Consider the following 24,447-nt stretch of genomic DNA (forward strand, 5'->3'; position numbering starts at 1 on the left):
TCATGCTCCTTTTCCCGCCTGCCAATCCTCGACACGGTCCACCACCTGCCGATACCACAGATTCGCAGCCCGCAGGAAATGCGGGCGCTCCCCCGGATGCAGCCAGCTTCGGCTAAGCGGCGTGGCACTATAGGCCGTTGCCCCCCGCGCATCGCCAATCGCCTGATACGCGGCCTTCGATCCCAGCCACGGTGCCATCACCGTGCCCGACCCAGAGAACCCCATCGCGTAATGCACGCCCTCATCATGGCCCACATGCGGCATATGCGAGAAACTATAGCCGGTAAAACCCTGCCACGAATGGCTCAGCTTGACGCCCGCCAGATCGGGCCAAATCCCCACCATAACCTCATAGAGCTGCGCCGCCGCTGCCTCTGGCCCCATTTCGGCCATCGATGCGCGCCCACCGAACAGCACCCGGCGACCATCCGGCGAGATGCGGAAATAGCTGTGCCGCGCCCGCGTCTCGACCATCATCCGCCGCCCCGGCGCGATATGGCCGATCAGGTTCGACGGTAACTCCTCGGTCGCGATGATGTAAGACGGCAGCGGAAACACCCGCGCCATATGCCAGCGAAACGGTCGGCGGGTGTAGCCATTCGTGGTCAGCACAACCTTGCCCGCGCGGATCACCCCTTTGGCGGTCTGCACCCGGTAGCCCGCCCCTTCCGCCTCGCGCGCTGTCACCGCTGCATGGGGAACCACCGGCACCCCGCGCCTCCGCACGGCTTGCAACAGACCCTGATGAAACTTGGCCGGGTGGATTGCGCCATGCTCGGGAAAGAGCAGCCCGCCGTGATATTTCTCGGTCGTGATCTCCTGCCCCAGATCGGCACGCTCTATAAGGCGCACCTGCACTTGGGATTTTTCGCCAACAACCTTGGCCATACGACGCTGATTGGCAAAATGCGCGGGCGTATAGGCCAGTTGCACCCGCCCCGTGTTCTGGAAATCGCAGTCAATCCCCTCGCGCGCAATCAAGTCCTTGGCCCAGTCGAGCGCGGGCTTGGCCTCGGCAAAGAGAGCATCGGCAACCCCAGCCCCAAACTTCGCCTCCAACTCGCCCCAGCCCAGACGGGGATGTGCCCCGAACATGCCGCCATTGCGCGTCGAGGCCCCATGCCCCGGCTCTGCCGCGTCAACCACCACCACCCGCGCCCCGGCATCATGCGCCGCAATAGCCGCCGACAACCCGGCATAGCCCGCACCGACCACCAGCACGTCACAGGTGTCGGGCAGGTCCTCGCCCGCCTCGGGCGCGCTCAGCGCCGACCACCAATACGGCGTGCCCAGATCGGCCTCTCGTGCCCATTCGATCCGCATTCCACTCTCCTGATCTCGCACCGTCATGGCGCAGCTGTGGACGTTACAAAATCCGCTTCATTTCGTAAGGAGTGTAAGATCAAAATCGCAGCGAAAGACAAGACATCCCGCCATCGAGCTTGGCACATTCGCTGTTGTCGATCTCGACCACCTCATAGCCATGCGCCGTCAGCATCTCGGCCGTGCGCGGAAACCCGGCGGCCATGATCACCAGAGTGTTGAACCGAATACAGTTACTCGCCGCTTCCTCGCCCTCAGGCACTTCGAGCACGTCATATCCGTCAAAACAGCCCGACACCGCCAGCCGGCGCGTGCTCAGGATCGTCTCGGGCCCGACCAAGCCGCAATCGGTCTTGAAATGCAAAACCCCGGCCGGGGTCTCGACCAATCGCAAAGCATATCCGTATTCGCGCACAATATCAGAGAGTTGCGCCACACCCTCGCGATTGGTCCGGGCCGACAATCCCACCAGAATCTCGCGCCCCGTCACCAGAATATCGCCCCCCTCAATGGTGCCGGGCGCGGTAATCGTGGCGATCTTGTCGCCATAAAATCCCGCAATCGCCGGGCGCATCTCGGCCACCTCGCCCATCCGCGTGGGCGCACCGGGGCGCATGGCGATGGCCAATTCGGGCAGGCAAAGCATTGTATCTTCTACGAAAACTGCGTCGGGATAATCCTCCAGCGGGGGCAGTTCGACCACCTCGGCCCCGGTGCTGCGCAGGGTTGCCACATAGGCGGCATGCGCCTCCAGCATCCGCGCCAGATCCGGCGTGCCAATATCTTCGGCCCGCAACCCACCCACAATGCTCCGGCCCGGTTTGCGGGTGATCGCCCGGCGGAATTCATAGCTGGAATTCATCATCTAACCCTCTGTTTAAATTTGATTTCAGGCGATCTTGACGCGCCGCGCATTGGCATGGGCCACGATCCGGTCAATTGCTTGGGCAAAGGGCGCATCCTCCACCGTCAGCGCCAACCGCACCCAAGTGTCCAGCGTCTTGCCAAAGGACGCACCGGGCATCACCGCCACGCCGGTTTTCTCTAATAGATCAAAGGCATAGCTTTCGCCATCCAGCCCCGTCGCGGCAATATCCACCATCGCGAACATCCCCGCCTCGGGGCGATGCACCCGCAATGCCGTCTCGCGCTCCAACCGCGCGGCCAACAATTCCGCCCGCGCTGCAAACCTCTGCCGCATGCCTGCTGCAACATCTGATCCCTCGCGCACCGCCTGTTCGGTCATATCCGCGATAAACGGTTGATTTCCAAAGAGCATCGTTTCGGACAGGGCCAACAGATTGGCGGTAAACTCCAGCGATCCAACACACCAGCCGCTGCGAAATCCCGGGGCGGCGTGGCTCTTGGAAATTGACGACACCGCCACAACCCGTTCCGCCAAATCCGGATCGGACAGCGGCGAGACAAATTCTGACCCCTCAAACACCAGATCCTCATAGACCTCATCCGAAATGATCCAGAGATCATGCTCGACCGCCAACCGGCCCAACGCCGCAATATCCTCACGGGTCAGAATCGCCCCTGTGGGATTATGCGGCGTGGTCAATAAAATCGCGCGTGTTCTAGGGGTTATGCGCGCGGTCACATCTGCCGCCGCCATCCGAAAGCCATTCTCAGGCCGCAGGGGCACCGGCACCATCGCAGCCCCCGTGGCGCGAATGACGCCCTCATAGGTGGCATACATCGGATCGCCCGCAAGCACCTCGGCCCCCTCTTCGGCCACCGCCATCATCACTGCGTAGAGCGCGGTTTGCGTCCCCGGAAAGCACATCACCTGATCGGGATGAAAGGCGCGGCCCCTGTTTTTGCTGTATTTTTCCGCCAAGGCCGCCCGCAACCCCGGCTCACCGCGCCCGTCCGAATAGCCGGTGCGCCCCGCCTTCATCGCGGCATAAGCAGCGTCCTTCAGACGTTCAGGCGTTGGCACATCCGGCTCGCCAATCGTCAGGCGGATCACGTCGCGGCCCGCGCGCGCCATGTCCTTGGCCCGCGCATGCACTTCCCACTTGGCCCCGCCAAGACCGGCAAGCCGTTCATTTATCGAGGAAAATCTCATGTCTTCGCCGCCTCTTCCAAATCCAGTTGCAAAATCGCCCCCACCGCCGTCAGGGCAATTCCGATCAGTTCATCAGGCTCAAACGCCTCGGGCAGCGCGCCCCCTTCCAGCCAGAGCCCGTCAATCACCGCGTTGCAGGCAATCGCCAAGCGCCGCGCCTGCCCTGCGTCCGGCGCGCGCCCCGCTTCCTCCAGCGCAGCCACGATCAACCGCTCCAGCCGGTCGCGAAAATCGTGATAGGTGCGCGCATGCACCGCGCGCATCCGCGCATCCTGCCGCACATGATTGAGAAACCCGGCCCAAAGCCCGACCGACGCCGCATCCACCACCGGCGGCGTGACCGAGGCCACCACCAGCGCCGCCAGCCGCGCGCCTGCCGTGTTGCACTCTGCAACCCCAGCAAAGGTCTGCTCGGTCAGCCCCGCCATATGCGCAAGATACGCCTCCTGCACCAACTCATCCTTGGTGGAAAAGTAATGCCGGATAAGGCCTTGGGTCACATCCGCGCGTTCCGCGATGGCCCGTACCGTGGCCCCACGCACGCCCTGTTCCGCGATCAGATCAAGTGTCGCCATGACCAGCGCCTGACGACGGCTGTCGGCCCCCTCGCGCCTGAATTTACGGCGTTCTCCAGTCATGGGCACCTCCATCCTCAGCGCGTTCAATTATACGCTTGCATAATTACGACTCTTCCGCCTTACTACAAGCCGAAAAGTGCCAATGCCGGAGACATGCCCGTGACAGCAGAGCCCCGACAATCCCCCGCGCCCGCGCCAGAAGGGACCGCGATCATTGTCGACGACCTGCACAAATCCTTTGGCGCGCTCGAAGTGCTAAAAGGCGTGTCAATGACCGCGCAAAAGGGCGATGTGGTGGCAATTATCGGTGGGTCGGGATCGGGCAAATCGACCATGCTGCGCTGTATCAACTTTCTGGAAACCCCCACCTCGGGCCGGATCGTCGTCAATGGCGAGGAAATCGCCATGCGCGCAGATGGTAGCCCCGCCGACCGCCGCCAGATCGAGCGTATCCGCACAAGGCTTGGCATGGTGTTTCAGGCTTTCAACCTCTGGACGCATCGCACCCTCCTTGAAAACGTCATCGAAGTGCCGGTGCATGTTCTGAAAACCCCGAAAAAACAGGCGATTGAACGCGCGCGCGCGCTGCTTGACCGGGTGGGGCTTGGCGACAAGGCCGATACCTTTCCCGCCTTCCTGTCCGGTGGCCAGCAGCAGCGCGCGGCCATCGCGCGCGCGCTTGCGGTCGATCCCGCCGTGATGCTGTTCGATGAACCCACCAGTGCGCTTGACCCCGAATTGGTGGGCGAAGTGCTCAGCGTGATCCGCGATCTCGCCGCCGAAGGGCGCACCATGCTGATCGTCACGCATGAAATGAAATTCGCCCGCGAGGTGGCCAGCCATGTGGTCTATCTCTACCAAGGCCGGATCGAGGAAGAAGGCCCCCCCGAGCGCGTCTTTGGCGCGCCGCAATCGGCCCGCCTCAAGCAATTCCTGCAAACCGTCGGATAAGACGGGGCAGATCAAACCAACCAACAAGGGAGACTGACATGACACTTAAAACCATCCTCGCCGCCGCGACGCTCGCGGCCCTCGGCACCGGGCTTGCCGCGCAAGAGGTCAAGATCGGCATCGCCGCCGAACCCTATCCGCCCTTCGCCTCGCTCGACAGCTCGGGCACATGGGTCGGCTGGGAGGTCGATGTGATCGACGCGGTGTGCAAGGCCGCAGACCTCACCTGCGTGATCACCCCCGTGGCATGGGATGGGATCATCCCCTCGCTTACCGGCGGGCAAATCGACGCCATCATGGCCTCCATGTCGATCACCGAAGAGCGGATGAAAACCATCGACTTTTCCGACCCTTACTACAACACACCGACCGTGGTCGTGGCCGACAAATCGCTCGATCTAGAGGCCACCCCCGAAGGTCTGAAAGGCAAGATCCTCGGCGTGCAGGCCTCGACGATCCATCAGGCCTACGCGCAGGAATACTTCAAGGACGCCGCTGAAATCCGCATCTATCAGACACAGGACGAGGCCAATCAAGATCTGGTCGCAGGCCGGATCGACGCCACGCAGGCCGACAGCATCGCCATGGCGGATTTCGTCGCCACAGACGCCGGTGCCTGCTGCGAGATCAAGGGCAATGTCGCCGATGATCCCGCCATTCTGGGCCTGGGCGTGGGGGCCGGCGTGCGCAAAGGCGAGGACGCCCTGCGCGAGGCGCTCAACAAGGGCATCGCCGCCATTCTGGCCGATGGCACCCATGCGGAGATCACCGCGCGCTACTTCAATGCCAGCATCTACTAAGCACGTTGGAGGCGCTGCTTGACACATTGGGGCTGGCGGAAACCGCCAGCCTCCTCGCGCTTGAACCTCCGGGATGGGGGGCCAACCTCTTGCGCGGGCTGGCCAATTCGCTCCAAATCGCACTTGGCGCTTTTGGTTTTGGCCTTGTGATCGGGCTGGCCGGTGCCTATGGCAAGCTCTACGGCGGACCGCTCTTGCGTGATCTTCTGGCGATCTACACAACGGTCATTCGTGCCGTGCCGGAACTGGTACTGATCCTGATCCTTTATTACGTCGGCTCTGACCTGATCAATCAGGCCGCCATCGCCATGGGCTATGGCCGGATTGAGATCAGCGGCGTCGTCGCGGGCATCTGGGTCTTGGGCGTGGTGCAAGGGGCCTATGCCACTGAGGTGTTGCGCGGCGCCATTCAGGCGATCCCACCGGGGCAACTTGAGGCCGCGCGCGCCTTTGGCATGCCGCCGCTGATGACGCTACGCCGCGTGACCATCCCCGCGATGATGAGCTTTGCCACACCGGGGCTGGCCAATCTCTGGCTCATCGCCACCAAGGACACGGCCCTCCTGGCCATCGTGGGCTTTAGCGAATTGACCCTCGAAACCCGACAGGCAGCGGGCAGCACGCGGGCCTATTTCACCTTTTTCCTCGCGGCAGGCGCGCTCTACCTGATTGTCACGCTCTTTTCCGGTGCGATCTTTGCCCGGATCGAAAAATGGGCGCGGCGCGGTCAACCCTCCTTGCGCGAGGGTGGGCGATGAGCGATCTGCGCGCCCTTCTGATCCCGCGCCGCCTGTTCCTCATGGCGCTCTTCGCCGGGTTCGTGATCTGGTGCGCGCTCTCGCTGCGATGGGACTGGCTGCCGCAATACCTGCCTCTGGCGCTAGAGGGGCTGTGGCGCACGATCTGGATCTTGGTGGTGACGGTGGTGCTGGGCTTTGCGCTTGCCGTGCCGCTTGGTCTGGCACAGGCGGCGGGGCCTTGGTATCTGGCAACGCCCGCGCGCCTCTTCTGCACCATCATTCGCGGCACGCCCCTTCTCCTGCAAATCTGGCTGCTCTATTACGGGCTAGGCTCTCTTTTCCCGCAATACCCGTGGATCAGAGGGTCCGAGCTTTGGCCCTATCTGCGGCAGGCATGGCCCTATGCCGTTCTGGCCCTTACCCTATCCTACGCAGGCTATGAGGGCGAGGTCATGCGCGGCGGCTTTGCCAGCGTGCAAAAAGGCCAGCTAGAGGCCGCGCGCGCCTTTGGCATGCCGCGCTTCACGATCTTTCGCCGCATCTGGCTGCCGCAGGCGATCCGCAATGTGCTGCCCACCTTGGGCGGCGAAACCATCCTGCAACTCAAGGCAACGCCGCTGGTGGCAACCATCACCGTGATCGAGATTTATTCGGTCTCAAGCCGCGTGCGCGCCGATACCTTTATCGTCTACGAGCCGCTTTTGCTGCTTGCCCTTGTCTACATGATCATTGCGGGCCTCATCGCGCTGATGTTCCGCTGGATCGAAAATCGCGTGCCCTCGCGCCCCCGCCACGGCTGATATCGTCTCATCCCCCATCGGGATGTGACGACAGGCGTAATCCATGCTATCTTGGTCTCACGGCAACGCCACGGCGCGACGCCCAAACTTCGGCATCCGCGCCCCGATAAGGGAGGCCAGAATGACCAAGACCATCGGCAATCCACTCACTTGGCTGGCGGGCACCACCGCAAGCGCGAGGCGCGGTGCCTCAGACGCCACAGGTGCCCTGCGCAGCGAGATTACCACCCCACCCGACGTGCGCACCCTCAGCCACGCTGACCTGCGCGACGCTCTGCGCAAAGGGCTGGCCGATTTCGTGGCCCTGCGCAGTGACGTGTTTTTTCTCATCGCCATCTATCCGCTGATCGGCATCACGCTGGCGCTTAGCGCCTTCCATTCGGCCAATCTGCACCTGCTTTTTCCGCTGGCGGCGGGGTTCACCCTGCTCGGCCCGGTGATCGGCACCGGGCTTTATGAAATGAGCCGACAGCGTGAAACCGGTCAGGCCACCGGCTGGGGCACAGCGCTGCGCGCCCTGCGCGCGCATGTTCTGGGGCCTGTTCTGGTGCTGGGGGTCTATCTGATGGGGATTTTCATCGTCTGGATGTTCGCCGCGAAATATATCTACGACCTCACCCTCGGGCCACTGCCCCCGACCAGCCTCATGGGCTTTGCACAGGATGTGCTGACCACTGCTGCGGGCTGGCAGATGATCGTCTTGGGCATGGCCGCAGGCTTTGTCTTTGCCGCCGCCGTGCTGGTGCTCAGCCTGATTTCATTCCCGATGCTGATCGATAGGCGCGTGGGCCTGCCCGTGGCGGTCATGACCTCTGTCGCGGTGGCCCGGCGCAATCCGCGCATCGTCGCCACATGGGGGCTGATCGTGGCCGGCAGCATGACCCTTGGGATGCTGCCCGCCTTCCTGGGTCTGGTGATCGTGCTGCCGGTCTTGGGGCACGCAACGTGGCATCTCTACCGCGCCGCCGTGCCCAATGATGGCTAGCCCGCCTCGGCCAGCCGCGCCACGTACCGTGCCAGCGTATCAATCTCGAGGTTGACCATATCCCCCATGGCCACATCGCCCCAGGTGGTCACGGATTTGGTATGCGGGATGAAGTTGATCCCGAAATCGCAGCCCTCAACCTCATTGACGGTCAGCGAGGTGCCGTTGAGGGCAACCGACCCTTTGGGTGCGATGAACCGCGCCAAGGCTTGCGGCGCGCGCAGCGTGACGCGGGTGCTGTCGCCCTCATCGCGCAAACTCACCACTTCGGCCAACCCGTCGATATGGCCCGACACGATATGCCCGCCCAATTCGTCGCCCACCCGCAGCGCCCGCTCCAGATTGACCCGCCGCCCCTCAGCCCAACCCGACAGGTTGGTTTTTGATAGGGTTTCGGCGGAAATATCCACATCGAACCAACCGGCCCCTAGCGCCACGACCGTCAGGCACACGCCGTCGCAGGCAATAGACGCGCCGATGTCGATCCGGCCGGTATCATAGCCGGTGCCGATCCGCGCGCGCAGGTCGCCCCGATGCTCGACCGCCTCGATGCGCCCCACATCGGTAATGATGCCCGTGAACATTGACCGCCCTCCTTTTGCTCTGCCGTGACCCCTACCGCCCTCACCGCCGCCAGACAAGAGACCGCAGCGATAGGGGCTTATTTTCGCCCGATTTTTGCAGTAAAAAGCGTGACCGAGCGCAAAGGCAAGAGACACCGCCATGACGGGCCTGACCGGCAAGAACCGCGCGTTTCTGTTTCTTCAGGGACCGCACGGGCCTTTCTTCTACAAACTCGGGCAGATGCTGCGCCGGGCAGGGGCGGATGTCTGGCGCGTGGGTTTCAATGCCGGGGATCAGGCGTTCTGGCGCGAGCGCCCAAGTTTTCTGCCCTTTCTCGGTCAGGCCGAGGATTGGCCCGCGACCTTGGCCACCATTCTCGACGACAAACGTATCACCGATCTTGTGCTTTATGGCGATACCCGGCCCATTCACGCCCAAGCCGTCGCCATGGCCCGCGCGCGCGGCCTCACGATCCATGTCTTCGAAGAAGGCTACATGCGCCCCTATTGGGTGACCTATGAGCGCGGCGGCACCAACGGCAATTCCCGCCTGATGGAAATGAGCGTGCCCGAGATGCGGCAGGCGCTGGAAAACTCGGACATGGACACCGCCCTGCCCCCTGCCAGTTGGGGCGATATGCGCCAGCATGTGTTCTACGGCGCGCTCTATCACGGATTTGTTCTCTTTCTGAATCGCCGCTATCGCCATTTCCGCCCGCACCGTGCGCTGACCGTGGGGCAGGAATTCAAACTCTACCTCAAACGTCTGGTCCTGATGCCAATTCAGGCGATCGAGCGACGCCTGACCACATGGCGGGTACGCACCGGCGGCTTCCCCTATCACATCGCCCTTCTGCAACTGGAACATGACGCCTCTTTTCAGGCACATTCGCCGTTTTCCACAATGACCGAGTTTCTGGAAACCGTGATTGACGGCTTTGCACGTGGCGCGCCACCGCATCACCATCTGGTGATCAAGGCACATCCGCTAGAGGATGGCCGCGCCCCCATTCGCAGCGAATTGCGCCGCCTTGTGCGCGCCTATGACCTGCGCGGGCGGGTGCATTATCTGCGTGGCGGCAAGCTGGCAAAACTCTTGGACGAGGCGCGCTCTGCCGTGACCGTCAACTCCACAGCAGCACAACAGGTGCTCTGGCGGGGCATTCCACTGCGCACCTTTGGTCAGGCGGTCTATGCCAAACCTCAATTCGTCTCGACCAAACCCTTGGCCGATTTCTTTGCCGGAGCAGAGCGCCCAGACCGTCGCGCCTATGCCGATTACCGGCGATTTCTGCTGGAAACCAGCCAGATTGCGGGCGGCTTCTATTCCTCCTCGGGGCGTCGACAGTTGCTGCGTCAGGCGGTCGACATGATGCTTGCCCCCGAAGACCCCTATGATGCGCTGCGCTCAGGCACCGCGGCCCCTCGGCAACAGTTGCGCGTCATCACATAGGCGCAAGCAATGGAAACGCTGGATTTTCACAAGTTTGTTCGCTAGCGTAATCAAAAAAGACCCGAGGCAGAACAAAAACAGGTCGAGGAGACCGAGCAGTGACATCCCGACACACCCGATGGGCGCGCCCTATCGCGCTATTGCTTATGGCATCTCTTGTGGCCGGATGCGGCTTGCCGCGCGTGGGCCCAACCAAACGTGAAATCTACGCCGGATCGGTCCAGAAACAGGGCGACTCCTTTGTCGTGACGGTGAATGACAGGGTGACCCGCGCGACCGCCGTGCAACCGGCGCTTGGCTTTACCGAACAATTCCAAAACGCTGGCCTGCTTGGGTCTGACCTCATCAGCCCCGGTGACACGCTGGGCCTCACGATCTGGGAAAACGTCGATGACGGGCTTTTGGCGGGCGAAGCAACCAACCAGACAACCCTTGGCGAAGTGCAGGTAGACGGCTCTGGCTTCATCTTTGTTCCCTACGCAGGCCGGATCAAGGCCGCAGGCAACACACCCGAAGGTGTCCGCCGAGTCATCACCGAGAAGCTCGAACAGCAAACCCCCGATCCACAGGTCGAGGTGCGCCGTTTGGCTGGCAATGGCTCGACAGTGGCAATCAGCGGTGCAGTCAGCGGTCAGGGCGTCTATCCGATCGAGGCCCCCACGCGCACCCTCTCGGCCATGATCGCCTCGGCAGGTGGCATCGCGATCCCGCCAGAAGTGGCACAGATCACCGTGATCCGAGGCGATCAACGCTCCAAGGTTTGGTTTCAGGACCTGTTCAAATACCCGCAATTCGATATTGCCCTGCGCGGCGGTGACCGCATCTTGGTCGAGGCCGATACCCGCGCCTATACCGCCCTTGGGGCCACCGGTGCGCAATCGCGCGTGACGTTCGAAACCCAAACTCTCAGCGCGCTTGAGGCCATTGCACAGGTGGGTGGCCTTTCGACCGCTGCCGCCGATCCCACCGGCGTCTTTGTGCTGCGCAACGAACCGATGGAAATCGCCAATCAGGTTCTGGGCCGCACCGATCTTCAGGGCGCGCAACGTCTGGTCTATGTGCTTGACCTGACCAAGCCCAACGGCTTGTTCTTGGCGCGCGACTTTTCGATCCGTGACGACGACACAATCTATGTGACCGAGGCACCGTTCACGCAATGGTCCAAGGTCATCGGCGCCTTCACCGGCACGCTTGGCGCGGTTGGATCGGTATCAACGGCGTCCTCAACGCTCTCGGGCGACTTTTGAGCCAGCCCTCTGACGGGCAACCCGCTGGCGAGGCTCGGGCCTCCCGGCGGGTTTTCTATTTCAACGGCGGGTTTCTCTGGCAACGCCGCCTGCGCCGCATCCTGACATTGGCGGGCTATGACCTCAGCCTTGGGCAACCCGGCACCGAGGATTTGATTGCCGTCTGGGGGCGCAGCCCCTATGCCGCGCGCGGCGAGGGGATGGCGGCCCGCACTGGTGCAGGTTTGCTGCGGATCGAGGATGCCTTTCTACGCTCACTCCAGCCGGGGCGCAGTGGCGCGCCGCCCCTTGGTCTGGTGATCGACCGACGCGGCATCTATTTCGACAGCCGCCACCCTTCGGATCTCGAGCATCTGCTGGCCACGCACCCGCTCGACGATACGGCTTTGCTGAACAGGGCCCGCAGCGGCATGGCGCGCCTGCAAGAGGCGCATCTAAGCAAATACAGTGCCTTCGACCCGCAAACGCCCTGCCCCGATCCGGGCTATGTGCTGGTGATCGACCAGACCCGCGGCGATGCCTCGGTCACGCATGGCGGGGCCGATGCCAACACCTTCCGCGAGATGCTCTATTGGGCACAAGAGGATCACCCCGGCGCGCGGATCGTGATCAAGACCCATCCCGAAACCGCCGCAGGCCACCGCCCCGGCTACTTCACCGCCAAGGACGAGAGCGCCCGCATCCGCCTGTTGTCCGATCCGGTCAGCCCATGGGCGCTGATGGAAGGGGCCATCGCGGTCTATTGCGTCACCTCGCAAATGGGGTTCGAGGCCATTCTGGCCGGACACCGCCCAAATGTCTTTGGCCAGCCGTTCTATGCGGGCTGGGGCCTTAGCGAGGATCGCCACCCCCTGCCCCTGACCCGCCGGGGCCGCAACCTCACGCGCGCGCAGCTCTTTGCCGGCGCGATGCTGCTCTATCCCACATGGTATGACCCCTACCGCGACCGGCTCTGCGATCTGGATCAGGCAATTTCGGCACAAGAGTCCGAAACACGGGCTTGGCGCGAGGATCACGCCGGATGGCAGGCCCATGGCATGCGCCTGTGGAAACGCGCGCCGCTCCAAGGCTTCTTTGGCACGCATCGGCGGGTGGTCTTTGGCGGCACGCCCCAGCCCGACCGCCGCGTCATGGTCTGGGCCTCACAGGCCGACACAGCCCCAGACGGGGCCGTGCGCATCGAGGACGGATTCTTGCGGTCGCGCGGGCTCGGTGCCGATCTTATCCCCCCCCTGTCGCTCGTCTGTGACGATCTGGGCATCTACTATGATCCCACACGCGAAAGCCGGTTAGAACGCCTGATCGCCACCCGCACCCGCCTGCGCCCCGATCAAGAACGCCGCGCCGAGGCACTGATCGCAGCACTGACCCGCCATGACCTCAGCAAATACAACCTTGGCCAATCGGTGCCCAACCTGCCCGAGGGGCGGCGCATCCTCGTGCCCGGTCAGGTCGAAGATGATGCCTCGATCCGCCTTGGGGCTGGGGCGATCACCAGCAATCTCGCCCTCTTGCACGCCGCGCGCGCCGCCAACCCGGATGCCGTGATCCTGTACAAACCCCACCCCGATGTCGAAGCAGGGCTGCGCCCCGGCGCCGTGCCACCGGATGCCGCCCGCGACCTCGCCGATCTTATCCTGGATCACACCGATCCCGCCCGCGTGCTCAGCATGGTCAACGAGGTCTGGACCATGACCTCGCTCTTGGGGTTCGAGGCGCTTTTGCGCGGGGTGCGCGTTACCACAACCGGCGCGCCCTTTTATGCCGGATGGGGCCTGACCCGTGATCTGGGCGACATCCCGGCGCGACGCAGCGCACGGCCTTCGCTGCCCGGTCTTGTGCATGCAGCACTCATTGATTATCCGCGCTACCGCGATCCCGTGACCGGGCGACCATGCCCGGTCGAGGTGGTTGTCGAACGGCTGGCGCATGGACCCCTACCCCGGCCCGGCCCGGCCAACCGCTTGCTCGCCAAGCTGCAAGGCGCGCTCGCCTCACATGCGGCTTGGTGGCGCTGAGCAGCGCGCTTACTGCGGCTCCGCGTCCAATAGCACAACCTCAACCCGGCGATTGCGTTCACGCCCCTCTGGGCTGGTGTTTGAGGCAATCGGAGACAGATAGCCGATCCCATGCGCTTCAACCTGCGCCGGGGCCACGCCATGTTGCTCGACCAAAAGGTTCAAAACCGCCTCGGCGCGGGCGCGCGACAGGGCGCTGTTCTGCTCCAGCCCCCCAATGCTATCGCTATGCCCGACTAGGGCCACCCGTGTCTCTGGCGACGCCGTCAAAAACTCCGCCAAGGTCACAAGACTGCGATAGGGACCAGCCCCAAGCGCATTGTCCCCCAGGCCAAAATCCAAACCCTCCAGCACTGCATGCCCCTGCGTTTGCAACGCCTGCACAAGATCAGCGCGCGGCAACGCTTCGCGCTCCTCCGCCGGAATGGGCTGGATGGTGTAGCCTTCGGCCAGCGTTGTCACATGCAGAACTTGCACATAGCCTGTGCGCCCACTCTGACTGACGATAAGTGCGGCATGCTCCTGCGTCGCGCCCATGCCCCGTCGCATCAACAGATAGCGATAGTCGAAGAGATCAAGAAACATGTCCGGCGCGGGCAGTGTTGGCAGGGCAAAGCGGAAATCAAAGCCGCCACAGTCCAGAGCTTCGCACGCAAACACCGCCTCCCAGCCCGCGCCCTCCAACTGATCGCGCAACGGCGTCAAAAGTTGCAGCGTCGTGACCCCCTGCACCGGCATCCGCCAAGCCCGGCTGACAATACGCCCCTCAAGCCGCAAGTTTGGCACATCGGTCCCCGAATGCGGCCCCGTCGGCAGGCGCACCGTATCCGCCTCTCGGATCACCTCGCGCGTCTGGCTGGCCCCCGCAGGCAGGGTCAGATCAACCGCAACCGCCGGGCCGCCCGCCAGAAAACTCCATAGCAAAAAAGGGATAACGCGCCGCATCAGACCTTAGCGCGCCTGCGCGTGATACTCGGGATTGGGCTGCATGCCCGTCGCCGAGGCCACGCGATTGGTCATGTTGAAGAACCCCGCAACATTGGCGATATCCCAGATATCGCGCGCGCTCAAACCCTGATCGCGCAGCGCCTGACGATCGGCTTCAGTAATCTCAGACGAGGCGCGCGTGATCTTTTCGGCAAAGCCCAGCATCGCACTCTGCCGCGCATCCAGCTTTGCCGCGCGCCAGTTCATCACCATCGCCTCACCAAGCGCCGGATCACCAGAGAGTTGCCGCACCGCCGCGCCATGCGCCACCTGACAATACCAGCACCGGTTGATCGAACTGACCACGACCGCGATCATCTCGCGCTCCAGCTTGCTCAACCCGCTCTCGGCCAGCATTAGGTTGTTGTAGAGCGTGGTAAAGGCATTCAGCTTGTCGATGTCAAAGGCATAGGCCCGCAGCACATTGGGGATCATGCCCAGTTTCTCGGCGCAGATGTCGAAATACTTCTGTGTCGCCTCTGGCAACGGGTCAAGCATCGGCAAATCAAGCGCTGTGGGCTCGGATGGCTTGGTCATGTCTCACTCCTTTTGCCGGTAATGGTAGTCGCCAACATGGGCAAACCCCATCGCCGTATATAGCCCATTGGCCCCCTGATTGCTCTTGGTGCAGATCACCGACAGATACTGCGCACCCTCTGCCTGCGCCCAAAGCGCCGCCTGTAGCATCATCAGCCGCCCCATCCCGGCGCGGCGGTGGCGGGCGTGAACCTCCAGCGCATGCACCATGGCCACGCCCACGTGAATCGCGGCAAAGCCGGTGGCGGCGGGCTGATCCTTATGCCTGCCAAAAAGCCCGGTCTTGGGGCCGGTAACACGCTCCATCACCGCAATACGCGCCGGGCCAATACCCCCATCAGCCCAGATTTCGCGCATGATTTCAAGAGGCTCCCAAACCGCAAAGGTGCTGACACGCGGCGGCTTTTCGCCTGTCAACGCCGCAACCGGCACGACATAGAGGTTGACCGGGTCAACCACCTCATATCCCTCAGAGGCCAAAAGCGCATCCAGCGCGCCATCCCCCTCGCGCACCTGAAAGAGCGGGCTTTGCCCGAGCGCGCGCATTGCCATCTCGGCGGCGACCAGTTCCGCGCCCGTGATCGGCCCCGCAACTGTGGCGGCAGACACGCGCTTGCCACCTCCCTTGCCCTCGCGCAGGGTCACAGGACCAAGCTGTTCGCAGCGCGCAGGCGGCCACGTGGCCTCGGTCACCGCATAAAGCGTCTGCACATCAGGGCTCATGCCGGAAACATCTCCGCCAATTCAGACATCGCAGCCTCAAGCCGTGCACCATCCTGCCCACGCATCACAATCTGCGCCCCGTAACACCCATCGCGGATAAACGGGTAAGAGCCGATGCTGAGGTCAGGATACCTCTCCGCCAGATCGGAAAGAGGCCCCGCAATATCGCCTTCGCCGCGCCGGATTTCCAGCGCCTGCGACAGGATCGGCGCACCGCCCGTCAGTTGGGGCAGCACAGAGGCCAGCATCGCCTGAAAGATCGACGGCACCCCGGCCATCACATGCACATTCTCGATGGTAAACCCCGGCGCGGCGCTGATCGGGTTATCAATGAGTGTGGCCCCGTCCGGAATACGCGCCATGCGCAAACGCGCCGCGTTCAATTCCTGCCCGCGCGCGTCGTAATGCGCGGCCAGAATGGCGCGCGCGTCGTCGCGCACCGAAATCGGCCGATCAAAGGCCGCAGCCACATTCTCGGCGGTGATATCGTCATGGGTGGGACCAATACCGCCCGAGGTGAACACATGGTCATACCCCGCACTCAGCGCCTGCACCGCCGCAACAATAGCGCCGGGATCGTCGCTGACCACGCGCACTTCCCTAAGGTCGATGCCGACCTTCGTCACCTCACCCGCCAGATAATGCATGTTGGCATCGCGCGTGCGCCCCGACAGGATTTCGTCTCCGATGACAAGCATGGCAGCGGTCGGGTTGGGCATGGCAGACTCCTTGATCCGGGGACAAACCCGGTATAGGCGCAGGTCATGCGCTTTCAAACCCCTCTTGTGCAGGCTGTGCTGCTGCGCCGCTACAAACGCTTTCTCGCCGACATCCGCCTGATGGATGGGCGCGAGGTTACGGCGCATTGCGCCAACCCCGGCAGCATGATGGGGCTGGCCGATCCGGGGGCAACCATCTGGGTCGAACCCAATGACGATCCGCGCAAGAAACTCAAATTCGGCTGGCGGCTGCTGGAGCGTTCGGGCGGGGATTTCGTCTGTGTCGATACGGGTCTTGCCAACCGGATCGTCAGGACCGCGCTTGAGGCGCGGAGAATCCCGGAACTGGCCGCCTATGACCGGGTGCGCCCCGAACAAGCCTACGGCACTGCCAGCCGGGTGGATTTCCTGCTTTCAGGCGCGGGCCTGCCCGATGCCTATGTCGAGGTAAAATCCGTGACCCTGTCACGCACGCCCGGTTTGGCCGAATTCCCCGACAGCGTCACCGCACGCGGCGCGCGGCACTTGGGGGATCTGGCCGAAATGGCCCGCGCCGGGCATCGCGCCGTGCTCTTTTATCTGGTGCAACGCAGCGATGCACAGGCCGTGACCGTGGCCCAAGACATCGACCCCACCTATGCCAACGCCCTGCAGCGCGCCCGCGCGGCAGGGGTCACAGTGCTGTCATATCGTGCCAATATCACCCCGCAAGAGATCACAATTGGTCATGGCCTGCCCCTTGCAAACGACCCCCCTCTGGTCCTTTCGCGCAAATAGCCCTAGATAAACGGAAAATGCACACCATACGAGGCCGGACGTGAACGAAACACATCGAGGACGATTGACGCGCGAGGGCATCCGCATCCATGAGACTGCGGATTTTGCTGGTATGCACCGGGCCGGGGCACTTGCCGCGCAAATCCTCGACGAAATCGCAGAGCATGTCTTTGTCGGACAAACCACCGCCGCCATCGACAAGCTGATCGAGGACAAGGTTAACGCCTCTGGCGCGAAATCCGCCACCATCGGGTATAAGGGCTATCAGCACGCCAGCTGCATCAGCGTCAATCACGTGGTCTGCCATGGCATTCCCGGCGACAAGGTGCTCAAGGATGGTGACATTCTGAACGTCGATGTGACGGTGATCGTGGATGGTTGGTTTGGCGACACGAGCCGGATGTATGTAGCAGGCAAACTCAGCCGCAAATCCGAACGGCTAATCCAGGTCACACATGACGCCCTGATGAAGGGGATCGAAGCCGTGCGCCCCGGTGCCACCTTTGGCGATATCGGCCACGCGATCCAATCTTACGTCGAGGCGCATCGCATGTCGGTGGTGCGTGATTTCTGCGGGCACGGCTTGGGCCGCGTGTTCCATTCACCACCCAATGTGCTGCATTACGGGCGGGCAGGCAGCGGGCCGCGTCTGGAAGAAGGCATGTTCTTCACCATCGAGCCGATGGTCAATCTCGGGCGCCCCGAAACCAAAGTGCTGGCCGATGACTGGACCGCCGTCACCCGCGACAAATCTCTGTCGGCGCAATTCGAGCATTCCATCGGCGTGACCGCCACCGGCGCCGAGATTTTCACCCTCTCGCCTGCGGGAAAATTTCATCCGACATGGGCGTAAAACCCCTGCGGGTTTGATCGTGATCGAAACGAATTTCAAAGAGCGTCGATAGGTTACTCTCTCCAAAATAGCGGTAAATCAAACGGTTATAGCGGCTTTGCCGGGGCCTGTGGGGTAAACTCGCAACGATCGGGCTTGATGTCCACCAAAGGCGTGCCATCCAGACAGTCCAGCCCCCGAACGATCAACACCGCCCCCTCTACCCCGATCAGGCGCACCTGCGACGTGCCAATGGGATTGGGCCGCTGCGGCGAGCGCAGGGCAAAGGTGCCAAAATAGCGCGTACCATCCCCTTTCGGGTTCTGCCGCACCAGATCCCGCCGGGACCGGTCCAACCAATACAGAATTTCAAGATGCTTATAGGCCGCGATTCCCTCCAGCGCCGCGACCCAAGGTGCAAACACCTCAATCCGGCATTCTGGTCCTTCCAGCTGCCCCTGCCGCGGGCACTCTTCACGCCGGGTCCATGGGGTGTTGATCCGCCCAATGAAATGTAGCGCGGCATCCTGCCCCTCTGGCAGCACCGTGGTCTCCTCGCCCGGACGCAATCGCATGTCCATCCCAACGCTCTCCGCCTCAGTAAACGTCTTGCCAGTCATCCTCGTGGAACACCTCACCAAGCGCCATCCAACGCACCCGCACCCGGGCCACCCGCGTATCCGCCCAAGTGCGGAACACGATCTCAAACCCATTTGGCGTGATCTTTTCCGCTGTCACATCGGCACGGGCATTGGTGGCGCTGTCCATATCCCAAAGCGACAGGGCCACATGCACCGCAGGTTCGGACTTGAACGGGCTGGCAAAGGTGATCAACTTGCGCCGCTCACGCGCGCCTGATCCGGTCCACATTTCGCCCCCATCAGCAAAATCTGAAAAGAGGACATCATCCCCCTGTTCGATCCCAATAGCTTGATTGATCAAGAATTTCATACGATGCCTTCCGAAACTCTGGCGAGCCTACACCGATTTTCCGGCAAAATTGAGAGCAAAAAAAAGAAAAAAGGGCCGCAGAACGGCCCCTTTGATAGCGGAATCCGCCGCAACCTCAGTTGGAAGACAACCCGATATGGTCGCCTACAGCCACCATATCCGCCAAGAGCTTGGCCATCTCGTCGACAGGGCCGGGCTCATTCACGAATTTTTCCTGTGCATGCGCCAACTTGTCGGTCGCCGCATCCACCATCGCCTTGAACGCTTCGCGCGTCATATCCTCACGCGCAACGGCCTGCTCCGCAAGAACGGACACGCTCTTGCCGCTGATCTCGGCGAAACCGCCGGTCACAACATATTCCTTTTCGCCCGACGGCCCCGACACCCGCAGGATACCGGGCCGCAGCGTGGTGATGAGCGGGGCGTGATCGGCCATGGCGGTCAGATCGCCCTCAGCCCCCGGAATGCTCACCTCATGGGCAGCAACCGAGGCCAAAAGCCGCTCGGGGCTCACCAGATCGAATTGCACTGTTTCAGCCATCTCGGCCTCCCTCATGGTGTCAGGCCCGCGCGGGGATCACCCGCGCAGGACCGTGACAGGCGTTGATCAGGCCGCGTCAGCAGCCATACGTTCGGCTTTGGCGAGCACGTCGTCGATGCCGCCCACCATGTAGAAGGCACCTTCGGGCAGGTGATCATACTCGCCCGCGACCACGGCCTTGAACGATTTGATCGTTTCTTCCAGCGGCACCTGAACCCCGTCAGAGCCAGTGAACACCTTGGCCACGTCGAACGGCTGGCTGAGGAAACGCTGGATTTTCCGGGCACGCGCCACGGTCAACTTGTCCTCTTCGCTCAGTTCGTCCATGCCCAGAATGGCGATGATGTCCTGAAGCGATTTGTAACGCTGCAAAATCCCCTGCACGTCACGCGCAACCTGATAATGCTCCTCGCCCACGATCTGCGGGTCCATCAGACGCGAGTTCGAGTCGAGCGGGTCCACAGCCGGGTAAATACCAAGCTCGGAAATCGCACGGCTAAGAACGGTCGTTGCGTCAAGGTGGGCGAATGTCGTGGCAGGTGCCGGGTCGGTCAAGTCGTCCGCAGGCACGTAAACGGCCTGAATGGACGTGATAGACCCCTGCTTGGTCGAGGTAATGCGCTCCTGCATGGCACCCATGTCGGTGGCCAGCGTCGGCTGATAGCCCACGGCAGACGGGATACGACCCAACAGCGCCGACACCTCGGACCCTGCTTGCGTAAAGCGGAAGATGTTGTCGACAAAGAACAACACGTCCGACCCGGACTGATCGCGGAACTGCTCGGCCAGCGTCAGGCCGGTCAGCGCCACACGCGCACGCGCCCCCGGAGGCTCGTTCATCTGACCATAGACAAGGGCCACTTGGCTTTCTTCTAGATTGTCGGGCTTGATCACGTTGGATTCGATCATCTCGTGATACAGGTCGTTCCCTTCACGGGTCCGCTCACCCACACCGGCAAACACCGAATAGCCCGAGTGCACCTTGGCGATGTTGTTGATCAGTTCCATGATGAGAACCGTCTTGCCCACACCGGCACCGCCGAAGAGGCCAATTTTGCCGCCCTTGGCATAGGGGGCCAGAAGGTCCACAACCTTGATGCCGGTCACGAGGATCTCGGATGCGGTCGACTGCTCGGAAAACTCCGGCGCAGGCTGGTGGATAGACCGGTATTCCGTGGCCTTGATCGGCGCGCCCTCGTCCACCGGCTCACCGATGACGTTCAGGATGCGGCCCAAGGTTGCGTTGCCCACCGGCACCGAAATCGGCGCACCGGTATCGCTCACGGCCTGACCGCGCACGAGGCCTTCGGTCGCGTCCATCGCGATGGTGCGCACGGTGTTCTCGCCCAGATGCTGCGCCACTTCGAGGATCAGCTTCTTGCCGTGGTTGTCGGTCTGCAGCGCGTTCAGAATGGCTGGCAGATCGCCGTCAAATTGAACGTCCACAACGGCGCCAATGACCTGCGTCACCTTGCCTTTTGCATTTGCCATGTTTCGTCTCCGGTTCTCTTACAGCGCTTCCGCGCCGGAAATGATTTCAATTAGCTCGTTGGTGATCACGGCCTGACGCGAACGGTTGTATTCAATCGTCAACCTGTCGATCATATCGCCAGCGTTGCGCGTCGCATTGTCCATCGCGGACATACGCGCACCCTGCTCAGAGGCACCATTTTCCAACAGCGCGGCAAAGATCGCGGTCGCCACCCCACGCGGCAAGAGATCGGCAAGGATCGCCTGCTCGTCGGGCTCGTAATCATAGAAGCTGTCGGTATCGACCTTGCCCGCCGTGGTGTCCACGTCGAACGGGATCACCTGCTGCATGCTCGGGATCTGGCTGACCACGTTCTCGAACCGCGAAAAGAAAATCTTCGCGACATCGAACTCGCCCCCGTCGAACCGCTTGAGCACTTCGGCCGCGATCCCTTGGGCATCGGCATACCCAAGGCGCTTGACCTCGCTCATGTCGACGTGACCCACGGAATATTGGCCAAAGTCGCGCTTCATCGCGTCACGGCCCTTCTTGCCAACGGTCAAGATCTTGACCGTCTTGCCCTTGGCCAACAACTCGGCGGCATGGGTTTTGGCCAGCTTGGCGATGTTCGCGTTGAAGCCACCGCAAAGGCCCCTCTCGGCAGTCATCACCACCAAGAGATGCACCTTGTCCTCACCCGTGCCCGCCAAAAGACGCGGCGCATTGGCCGCATCCCCGACAGAGGCCGCAAGCTTGCCCATTACCGCGTTGAAACGCTCGGTATAGGGGCGGGCCTGCTCGGCAGCATCCTGAGCGCGGCGAAGTTTCGCCGCGGCAACCATCTGCATGGCCTTGGTGATCTTGCGGGTCGATTTGACCGACGCGATCCTGTTTTTCAGGTCCTTGAGATTCGGCATTGCCTTATCTCCCCCTTATGCGAAGTCAGCGGCGAATTCGTCCAGCGCAGCTTTGATACGGTCCTCGGCCTCACCCTTGATCTTGGGGTCTTCCTTGGTGATGTATGCCAGCAGATCGGCATGTTTGCCGCGCAGGTGCTTGAGCAGACCTTGCTCATAGCGGCCCACTTGGCTTACCGGGATCTTGTCCAGATAACCCTTGGTGCCCGCATAGATCACGCAGACGATCTCGGCATTGGTCAGCGGCGAATACTGCGGCTGCTTCATCAACTCGGTCAGACGCGCACCACGGTTCAGCAACTGCTGCGTTGCCGCGTCAAGGTCGGACCCGAACTGAGCAAAGGCCGCCATCTCGCGATACTGCGCCAGTTCCAGCTTCACCGGACCCGCGACCGACTTCATCGCATTGGTCTGAGCAGAAGAGCCCACACGCGACACCGACAGACCGGTGTTCACAGCCGGACGGATACCCTGATAGAACAGTTCCGTCTCAAGGAAGATCTGGCCGTCGGTGATCGAGATCACGTTGGTCGGAATAAACGCCGACACGTCGCCACCTTGGGTTTCAATGATCGGCAGCGCAGTAAGCGAGCCCGAACCATTGTCACTGTTCAGCTTGGCCGAACGCTCCAGCAGACGGGAGTGAAGATAGAACACGTCCCCCGGATAGGCTTCACGACCGGGCGGACGACGCAGCAACAGCGACATCTGGCGATAGGCCACAGCCTGCTTGGAAAGGTCATCGTACACGATCAGCGCGTGACGGCCATTGTCGCGGAAATGCTCGGCCATCGCGGTTGCGGAATAGGGTGCCAGGAACTGCATCGGCGCGGGGTCCGACGCGGTGGCGGCCACGACGATCGAATACTTGATCGCGCCGCTCTCTTCGAGCTTTTTCACCAGCTGCGCCACGGTCGAGCGCTTCTGGCCCACAGCGACGTAAACGCAATAGAGCTTCTTGCTCTCGTCGTCGCCCGCCGCTTCGTTATAGATCTTTTGGTTCAGGATCGCGTCCAGCGCCACGGCAGTCTTGCCGGTCTGACGGTCACCAATGATCAGCTCGCGCTGACCGCGACCGATCGGGATCATGGCGTCTACGGATTTGAGGCCAGTCGCCATCGGCTCGTGCACCGATTTACGCGGAATAATGCCGGGGGCTTTGACGTCAGCCAGACCGCGGGTCTTGGTCTTGATCGGGCCCTTGCCATCCAGCGGGTTGCCCAGACCGTCCACAACGCGGCCCAACAGCTCGTCGCCAATCGGCACGTCCACGATGGACTTGGTGCGCTTGACGGTGTCGCCTTCCTTGATGTCACGGTCCGACCCGAAGATCACGACACCGACGTTGTCGCTCTCAAGGTTCAGCGCCATGCCCATGATCGAGCCCGGAAACTCGACAAGCTCGCCAGCCTGAACATTGTCCAGCCCGTGAACCCGTGCGATCCCGTCACCCACCGAGAGAACCCGGCCGATCTCTGCAACTTCGGCGTCTTGGCCAAAGTTCTTGATCTGGTCCTTCAGGATCGCAGAAATCTCTGCTGCTTGGATACCCATTTATCCGACCTCTTTCATTGAATTCTGGAGGGAATCGAGCTTGGAGCGGATCGACGTGTCGATCATCTTCGAGCCCATCTTGACGACTAGACCGCCGATGAGGCTTTCATCAACGGTCGCATTGATCTTGACATCCTTGCCCACGCGCGCCTTCAGCGCTTTGGCCAGCTTGTCGGACTGCGCCTTGGTCAGCGCCTTGGCACTGGTCACGTCGGCGCTTACTTCGCCCTTGTCTTCGGCAATCATAGCGTTGAGCTGCGTAATCAGTTGCGGCAGCACAAACAGCCGCCGCTTCTGGCCCATCAGCGCCAGACCATTCTGCAGCTCGGGCAGCAGCTTCATCTTGGCCGCCACGGCGGACATCGCAGCACCCTGCACATCCCGGCTCAGAACCGGCGAGGCGATCATCGCACGCAGGTCGTCGCTGTCATTCAGCGCCTGTGCCAGATCAGTGAGATTGCTTTCGAGTTTGGCCAAGCCTTTGGCCTCTCTCACAAGCTCGAATATCGCAGTGGCATAGCGCGCGGCAATGCCAGTAGAGATCGAAGCTGGTTCGGACACGTCCACCCTTCCGATAATCTGGCCCCGGTTGGTCAGGCGTGACGCGGGGTCACATCCGGGGACGTTGGCATAGGTTGCGCCCAACGACGCACCCAAATTCGGCTGCGGTGTAGCAGAGCCTTCCCAAGCGGGCAAGCCGCTTGAAAACTATTGTATACTAATGAATACAACGCAATTTCAAAGACTTAACTCAGGTGCGACCTATTGCGCGCATTTTAATCTTCAAAAAGTTTCACTTTTTACTACGAAATGGCGATTCCCCTCACGAATGCCCCGCCCAAAGCATGGTCAAGCGTTAACGCTATCAGTGTTTTTGAAAGGCGTCGCGCGATTTTTGCGCCA

Annotated in this window: 26 protein-coding genes; 10 read left to right on the forward strand and 16 right to left on the reverse strand. The window is 62.1% G+C overall.

The genetic code is table 11. The features are described 5' to 3' along the window. The 4 genes from ROSMUCSMR3_RS05915 to ROSMUCSMR3_RS05930 all read right to left on the reverse strand — a co-directional run bounded on the left by ROSMUCSMR3_RS05915 (nt 1) and on the right by ROSMUCSMR3_RS05930 (nt 4,038). On the reverse strand, nt 1–1,323 hold the full coding sequence (locus ROSMUCSMR3_RS05915; RefSeq protein WP_081506739.1) for an NAD(P)/FAD-dependent oxidoreductase: 1,323 nt from the start codon (nt 1,321–1,323) through the stop codon (nt 1–3). 79 nt (nt 1,324–1,402) lie between these two features. Beyond that, nucleotides 1,403–2,188 carry a dimethylarginine dimethylaminohydrolase family protein gene (locus ROSMUCSMR3_RS05920; RefSeq protein WP_081506740.1) on the reverse strand — a complete coding sequence of 262 codons (786 nt, stop codon included), beginning with the start codon at nt 2,186–2,188 and terminating at the stop codon, nt 1,403–1,405. A gap of 24 nt (nt 2,189–2,212) precedes the next feature. Then, nucleotides 2,213–3,400, reverse strand: a complete 1,188-nt coding sequence (locus ROSMUCSMR3_RS05925; protein ID WP_081506741.1) for a pyridoxal phosphate-dependent aminotransferase — start codon at nt 3,398–3,400, stop codon at nt 2,213–2,215. Continuing rightward, on the reverse strand, nt 3,397–4,038 hold the full coding sequence (locus tag ROSMUCSMR3_RS05930) for a TetR/AcrR family transcriptional regulator (protein ID WP_237183540.1): 642 nt from the start codon (nt 4,036–4,038) through the stop codon (nt 3,397–3,399). Before ROSMUCSMR3_RS05930 ends, ROSMUCSMR3_RS05925 begins: the two co-directional genes overlap by 4 nt. A 93-nt stretch (nt 4,039–4,131) precedes the next feature. On the opposite strand from ROSMUCSMR3_RS05930, the gene ROSMUCSMR3_RS05935 reads away from it, so the two are divergent. From ROSMUCSMR3_RS05935 to ROSMUCSMR3_RS05955, 5 genes are all read left to right on the forward strand, one after another. Then, the gene (locus ROSMUCSMR3_RS05935) at nt 4,132–4,929 is read left to right on the forward strand and encodes an ABC transporter ATP-binding protein (RefSeq protein ID WP_081506743.1); all 798 of its coding nucleotides are present in this window, start codon (nt 4,132–4,134) and stop codon (nt 4,927–4,929) included. Nucleotides 4,930–4,967: 38 nt separating this feature from the next. Continuing rightward, on the forward strand, nt 4,968–5,729 hold the full coding sequence (locus ROSMUCSMR3_RS05940) for a transporter substrate-binding domain-containing protein (RefSeq protein WP_008280701.1): 762 nt from the start codon (nt 4,968–4,970) through the stop codon (nt 5,727–5,729). A 5-nt stretch (nt 5,730–5,734) separates the two neighbouring features. Then, nucleotides 5,735–6,487 carry an ABC transporter permease gene (locus ROSMUCSMR3_RS05945; protein ID WP_081506744.1) on the forward strand — a complete coding sequence of 251 codons (753 nt, stop codon included), beginning with the start codon at nt 5,735–5,737 and terminating at the stop codon, nt 6,485–6,487. Beyond that, entirely contained in the window at nt 6,484–7,269 is a 786-nt protein-coding gene (locus ROSMUCSMR3_RS05950; RefSeq protein WP_081506745.1) for an ABC transporter permease, read from the forward strand. Before ROSMUCSMR3_RS05945 ends, ROSMUCSMR3_RS05950 begins: the two co-directional genes overlap by 4 nt. Before the next feature lie 121 nt (nt 7,270–7,390). After that, nucleotides 7,391–8,254, forward strand: a complete 864-nt coding sequence (locus tag ROSMUCSMR3_RS05955) for a DUF2189 domain-containing protein (protein ID WP_081506746.1) — start codon at nt 7,391–7,393, stop codon at nt 8,252–8,254. Here ROSMUCSMR3_RS05955 and ROSMUCSMR3_RS05960 read toward each other — a convergent pair. Then, nucleotides 8,251–8,838, reverse strand: a complete 588-nt coding sequence (locus tag ROSMUCSMR3_RS05960) for a riboflavin synthase (protein WP_081506747.1) — start codon at nt 8,836–8,838, stop codon at nt 8,251–8,253. The genes ROSMUCSMR3_RS05955 and ROSMUCSMR3_RS05960 overlap by 4 nt on opposite strands. A gap of 139 nt (nt 8,839–8,977) precedes the next feature. On the opposite strand from ROSMUCSMR3_RS05960, the gene ROSMUCSMR3_RS05965 reads away from it, so the two are divergent. The 3 genes from ROSMUCSMR3_RS05965 to ROSMUCSMR3_RS05975 all read left to right on the forward strand — a co-directional run bounded on the left by ROSMUCSMR3_RS05965 (nt 8,978) and on the right by ROSMUCSMR3_RS05975 (nt 13,535). Beyond that, nucleotides 8,978–10,270, forward strand: a complete 1,293-nt coding sequence (locus tag ROSMUCSMR3_RS05965; protein ID WP_081506748.1) for a capsule biosynthesis protein — start codon at nt 8,978–8,980, stop codon at nt 10,268–10,270. A 146-nt stretch (nt 10,271–10,416) separates the two neighbouring features. Continuing rightward, nucleotides 10,417–11,517, forward strand: coding sequence for a polysaccharide biosynthesis/export family protein (locus ROSMUCSMR3_RS05970; protein ID WP_081506749.1), 1,101 nt, complete (start codon nt 10,417–10,419; stop codon nt 11,515–11,517). Beyond that, a complete protein-coding gene (locus ROSMUCSMR3_RS05975; RefSeq protein ID WP_081506750.1) occupies nt 11,514–13,535 on the forward strand; it encodes a capsular polysaccharide biosynthesis protein in 2,022 nt (673 codons plus the stop codon). The genes ROSMUCSMR3_RS05970 and ROSMUCSMR3_RS05975 overlap by 4 nt, the downstream gene beginning before the upstream one ends. Before the next feature lie 9 nt (nt 13,536–13,544). On the opposite strand, the gene ROSMUCSMR3_RS05980 is transcribed toward ROSMUCSMR3_RS05975, so the two are convergent. From ROSMUCSMR3_RS05980 to ROSMUCSMR3_RS05995, 4 genes are read right to left on the reverse strand one after another with little or no spacing between them, the layout of a single operon-like run. Further along, complete coding sequence (locus ROSMUCSMR3_RS05980; protein ID WP_081506751.1) at nt 13,545–14,480, reverse strand: OmpA family protein; 936 nt, start codon at nt 14,478–14,480, stop codon at nt 13,545–13,547. 6 nt (nt 14,481–14,486) lie between these two features. Further along, the gene (locus ROSMUCSMR3_RS05985) at nt 14,487–15,059 is read right to left on the reverse strand and encodes a peroxidase-related enzyme (RefSeq protein WP_008280711.1); all 573 of its coding nucleotides are present in this window, start codon (nt 15,057–15,059) and stop codon (nt 14,487–14,489) included. Nucleotides 15,060–15,062: 3 nt separating this feature from the next. Beyond that, nucleotides 15,063–15,782, reverse strand: coding sequence for a GNAT family N-acetyltransferase (locus tag ROSMUCSMR3_RS05990; RefSeq protein ID WP_081506752.1), 720 nt, complete (start codon nt 15,780–15,782; stop codon nt 15,063–15,065). Next, nucleotides 15,779–16,501, reverse strand: coding sequence for a competence/damage-inducible protein A (locus ROSMUCSMR3_RS05995; protein WP_081506753.1), 723 nt, complete (start codon nt 16,499–16,501; stop codon nt 15,779–15,781). Before ROSMUCSMR3_RS05995 ends, ROSMUCSMR3_RS05990 begins: the two co-directional genes overlap by 4 nt. 45 nt (nt 16,502–16,546) lie before the next feature. Here ROSMUCSMR3_RS05995 and sfsA point away from each other — a divergent pair, with 45 nt between their 5' ends. Next, nucleotides 16,547–17,278, forward strand: a complete 732-nt coding sequence (gene sfsA, locus ROSMUCSMR3_RS06000; RefSeq protein ID WP_081506754.1) for a DNA/RNA nuclease SfsA — start codon at nt 16,547–16,549, stop codon at nt 17,276–17,278. A 40-nt stretch (nt 17,279–17,318) separates the two neighbouring features. Beyond that, complete coding sequence (map, locus tag ROSMUCSMR3_RS06005) at nt 17,319–18,131, forward strand: type I methionyl aminopeptidase (protein WP_037297480.1); 813 nt, start codon at nt 17,319–17,321, stop codon at nt 18,129–18,131. Nucleotides 18,132–18,217: 86 nt separating this feature from the next. Here map and tsaA read toward each other — a convergent pair whose 3' ends face one another. The 7 genes from tsaA to ROSMUCSMR3_RS06040 all read right to left on the reverse strand — a co-directional run bounded on the left by tsaA (nt 18,218) and on the right by ROSMUCSMR3_RS06040 (nt 24,111). After that, nucleotides 18,218–18,691: a tRNA (N6-threonylcarbamoyladenosine(37)-N6)-methyltransferase TrmO gene (gene tsaA / locus ROSMUCSMR3_RS06010; protein ID WP_081506755.1), complete on the reverse strand. Its 474-nt coding sequence runs from the start codon at nt 18,689–18,691 to the stop codon at nt 18,218–18,220. 16 nt (nt 18,692–18,707) lie between these two features. After that, nucleotides 18,708–19,061 carry an H-type lectin domain-containing protein gene (locus ROSMUCSMR3_RS06015; RefSeq protein WP_008280718.1) on the reverse strand — a complete coding sequence of 118 codons (354 nt, stop codon included), beginning with the start codon at nt 19,059–19,061 and terminating at the stop codon, nt 18,708–18,710. Nucleotides 19,062–19,176: 115 nt separating this feature from the next. Further along, nucleotides 19,177–19,602, reverse strand: coding sequence for a F0F1 ATP synthase subunit epsilon (locus ROSMUCSMR3_RS06020; protein ID WP_037297481.1), 426 nt, complete (start codon nt 19,600–19,602; stop codon nt 19,177–19,179). Between the two features lie 66 nt (nt 19,603–19,668). Further along, nucleotides 19,669–21,093 carry a F0F1 ATP synthase subunit beta gene (gene atpD / locus ROSMUCSMR3_RS06025; protein WP_008280720.1) on the reverse strand — a complete coding sequence of 475 codons (1,425 nt, stop codon included), beginning with the start codon at nt 21,091–21,093 and terminating at the stop codon, nt 19,669–19,671. An 18-nt stretch (nt 21,094–21,111) separates the two neighbouring features. Next, entirely contained in the window at nt 21,112–21,990 is an 879-nt protein-coding gene (locus ROSMUCSMR3_RS06030) for a F0F1 ATP synthase subunit gamma (RefSeq protein ID WP_008280721.1), read from the reverse strand. A 15-nt stretch (nt 21,991–22,005) separates the two neighbouring features. Further along, a complete protein-coding gene (atpA, locus tag ROSMUCSMR3_RS06035) occupies nt 22,006–23,544 on the reverse strand; it encodes a F0F1 ATP synthase subunit alpha (RefSeq protein ID WP_008280722.1) in 1,539 nt (512 codons plus the stop codon). Next, nucleotides 23,545–24,111, reverse strand: coding sequence for a F0F1 ATP synthase subunit delta (locus ROSMUCSMR3_RS06040; RefSeq protein WP_198133580.1), 567 nt, complete (start codon nt 24,109–24,111; stop codon nt 23,545–23,547). Nucleotides 24,112–24,447 lie beyond the last annotated feature (336 nt).

The sequence above is a fragment of the Roseovarius mucosus genome, assembly GCF_002080415.1.
In the GTDB taxonomy this organism is placed as follows: domain Bacteria; phylum Pseudomonadota; class Alphaproteobacteria; order Rhodobacterales; family Rhodobacteraceae; genus Roseovarius; species Roseovarius mucosus_A.